The sequence below is a fragment of the Leisingera sp. F5 genome (genome assembly GCF_001593695.1).
On sequence record NZ_LUKH01000292.1, the window covers coordinates 1 to 3,070 of the forward strand.

General features: G+C 63.0%; 3 protein-coding genes and 1 pseudogene. 3 read left to right on the forward strand and 1 reads right to left on the reverse strand.

Features of this window, described 5'->3' with window-relative positions:
• Nucleotides 1-576: pseudogene (locus A2I95_RS29055) on the forward strand (gfo/Idh/MocA family oxidoreductase); the annotation flags it as partial.
• A 91-nt stretch (nucleotides 577-667) separates the two neighbouring features.
• On the opposite strand, the gene A2I95_RS29060 reads toward A2I95_RS29055, so the two are convergent.
• Nucleotides 668-1,636 (reverse strand): NADPH:quinone oxidoreductase family protein, encoded by a 969-nt coding sequence (locus tag A2I95_RS29060; protein ID WP_291735479.1) that lies wholly within the window; start codon nucleotides 1,634-1,636, stop codon nucleotides 668-670.
• A gap of 352 nt (nucleotides 1,637-1,988) precedes the next feature.
• Here A2I95_RS29060 and A2I95_RS29065 point away from each other — a divergent pair, with 352 nt between their 5' ends.
• Together A2I95_RS29065 and A2I95_RS29070 are read left to right on the forward strand one after the other, a co-directional pair.
• The gene (locus A2I95_RS29065) at nucleotides 1,989-2,360 is read left to right on the forward strand and encodes a helix-turn-helix transcriptional regulator (RefSeq protein ID WP_259991212.1); all 372 of its coding nucleotides are present in this window, start codon (nucleotides 1,989-1,991) and stop codon (nucleotides 2,358-2,360) included.
• 139 nt (nucleotides 2,361-2,499) lie between these two features.
• Nucleotides 2,500-3,070, forward strand: a 571-nt coding sequence (locus A2I95_RS29070) for an inositol monophosphatase family protein (protein WP_291735484.1), incomplete at its 3' end; no start/stop codon positions are given.

Genomic DNA, 3,070 nt, shown 5'->3' on the forward strand with positions numbered 1-3,070 from the left:
CACAAGGCCAGCCAACTGTACCAGGAGGGCGCCATCGGCAAGCTGCTGCGCGTTTCGGCGGCTTTTTCCTACGACAACCGCTCTGACAGTCAGAACATCCGCAACCGGCCGGACACCGGAGGCGGCGCTGTTCCCGACATCGGCGTCTACATCTACGGGGCGACCCGTTTCGTCACCGGCGAGGAGCCCGAAGAAATCCTTTCTGCCGTGGTCGAACGTGAGAACGGCGTCGATGTCTGGACCCATATCACCGCGCGTTTCCCCTCGTTCCACTACACGGGCGTTGTCTCGATGCGGATGGCACCCTGGCAGGAGGTGGTCTTTCACGGCGAAGACGGGGTGATGAAGCTGACCGCGCCCTTCAATGCGCAGGTTTACGGCGAGGCGCGTGTCATCGTGCAGTCAAAGGACCTGGTCGAGACGGTCCACCGCTTTCCGGCGGACAACCACTATGTCCACCAGGTCGAGGCCTTCAACACCAGCGTGCTGGACAAGGCGCCTTACCCCTGTCCGCTGGAGTTCTCGCGCGGGACGCAGGCAATGATCGACATGGTCTGGGCCAAAGAGCAAGGCTGAGGCGCGGGCCTGCGACCGCCACGGCTGCGGGACATGCGTCCCGCAGCGGCCCGCCCTCCGGTCCCGCGCCCGCGTGCACGCCCGGGAAGGGTCAGAGATCGGCGATGGTGATGACCACCTTGCCGGTCGATTTGCGGCTGCGCAGCAACTCCATGCCCTCGGCGGCCCGGTCCAGCGGCAGCACATGGCTGATGTGTGGCTTCAGCCGTCCTGCGCCATGCCAGGCCATGAGCTGCGCCAGCGACCCGGTCAGTACCTCTGGCCGGAAAGCCAGGTAGCCGCCCCAATACAGGCCCATGACCGAAAGGTTCTTGACCATCAGGTGATTGGCCTTGATCTGCGGCACGTCCCCGCTGGCGAAACCGACGCTCAGGAGGCGTCCCTCGGGGTTGCAGGACCGGAAGGCGGCGGTGAACTGCTCGCCACCCACCGGGTCGTAGACCACGTCGGCACCGCCAAGCGCCTTCATCTCGGCCCGAATATCGCCGGTTTCGGCGTCGATCAGGTGATCGGCCCCGGCGGACTTTGCCGCCGCCAGTTTGTCGGCGCCGCGTGCGCAGGCGACGACCCGCGCGCCCATCAGCTTGCCGATTTCAACAGCCGTCAGCCCGACGCCGCCGGCGGCGCCTGTTACCAGCAGTGTCTCGCCCGGCTGCAGGCGGGCGCAATGATCCAGTGCCATGTGGCTGGTGCCATAGGCGATCTGCATCGCCGCGGCGTGCTCGAAACTCATCGCATCCGGGATCCGGATCAGCTGGGCTGCGTCAAAAACCCCGGCTTCAGCCAGCCCGCCGGATCCGCCGAACACCGCGACCCGGTCGCCCGGAGCAAACCCTTTTGTGCCATCGCCCAGTTCCGTCACCACGCCTGCCGCTTCCAGTCCCAGGGTAAAGGGGGGCTCGGGCGTGTCCTGATAGCTGCCCTTCATCATCAGCAGGTCGGCAAAGTTTAAACCGCAAGCTTGCAGCGCAACGGCAGCTTGGCCGGGACCCGGCGGCGGGACGTCTGTTTCTGTCAGCGACGCCGGACGGTCAAAGGCCGGAACTTGGAAAGCCTGCATGTTTTTTCCTCACCTTCTGCGGGAATCTGTGTGATTCGCCACCTCACACTGGCGGGGTGCTGCGCCTGCCTGCACCTCGCTATTTCTGGGGAGGTACGTGATCGGCAGCCGCTTGGCAACAAAACCTTTAGAAAAATGATACATGAAATCATGCGCTTGAACGTGCGGTCCGCGCACGGGGCGACGGCAGCCTTGCAATCAATCGCAAGGGTTGTACACTTTTGCTCAGAGGTTGAGCGTAGATCGCTCTGATGGGGAACCGTGTTCCGGCAAAGAATTGAAGCCGCCAGAACAGGTTATAGGAACGCAGCGGTCCGGGTTGCAGCCGGATTTTTGAACTTAGGAGAAACGCATGGCTCATCCAGTTGACGTGCATGTGGGAAAGCGCATCCGCCACCGCCGGTGGCTGATCGGCATGACACAGCAGCAACTCGCCGAGCAGGTCGGCATTAAATTTCAGCAAATTCAGAAATACGAGACCGGTGCCAACCGGGTCAGCGCCTCCCGGCTCTGGGATATTTCCGACGCCCTTGAGGTGCCGGTGAGCTTCTTCTTCGAAGGTCTGCAGGAAGAAGGCAAATCCTCGGCGGATAAAGCCTCCGTTCCGGAAGATCTGATGGGCGACAAGGAAGCCCTGGACCTGGTGCGCTCCTACTACGCGATCCCGGAAAACCAGCGCCGCCGCCTGTTTGAACTGGCGCGCGTGCTGAGCGACGTCGCCTGAAATCCGGACGGCGAATGAAGGATAACTACAAGCGCAAAACCTGTGATGGCAGGGTTTGCGCTTGCAATAATGCCGGGTGAGTGGCACCCGTATTGGTATGACACAGGCCGCTTTTCCCGATCTTGACGTTGCACACAGGATGGCAGACGCAGCCCGCGCTGCCATCCTGCCGCATTTCCGCACATCTTCGCTGACCGCTGAAAACAAACTCGAAGGCGGGTTTGATCCGGTCACGGTTGCAGACCGCGCTGCCGAGCAGGCGATGCGGGCAGTCCTGGCGGAGTTGCGCCCCGATGACGGAATTCTGGGCGAAGAGTTCGGCACCAAGCCAGGCACCACGGGCCGCACCTGGGTGCTCGATCCGATTGACGGCACCCGCGGGTTCATCAGCGGTACGCCAACCTGGGGCGTGCTGATTGCGCTGTCGGATGAAAACGGCCCGTTCCTGGGGGTGATCGACCAGCCCTATACCTGTGAGCGTTTCTGCGGCGGGCCGGAAATTGCTTCCATGACCGGCCCGTTGGGCGAAAGATCTTTGCAGACCCGCGCCACTGCGGCGCTGAAAGACGCCATCCTGTTCACCACATTCCCGGAGGTCGGCACACAGGAAGACCGCGCTGCGTTCGAACGGGTCTCGGCCCGCGCCAAGCTGACCCGCTATGGCACCGACTGTTATGCCTATGCGCTGGTGGCGGCGGGGCAGGTGGATC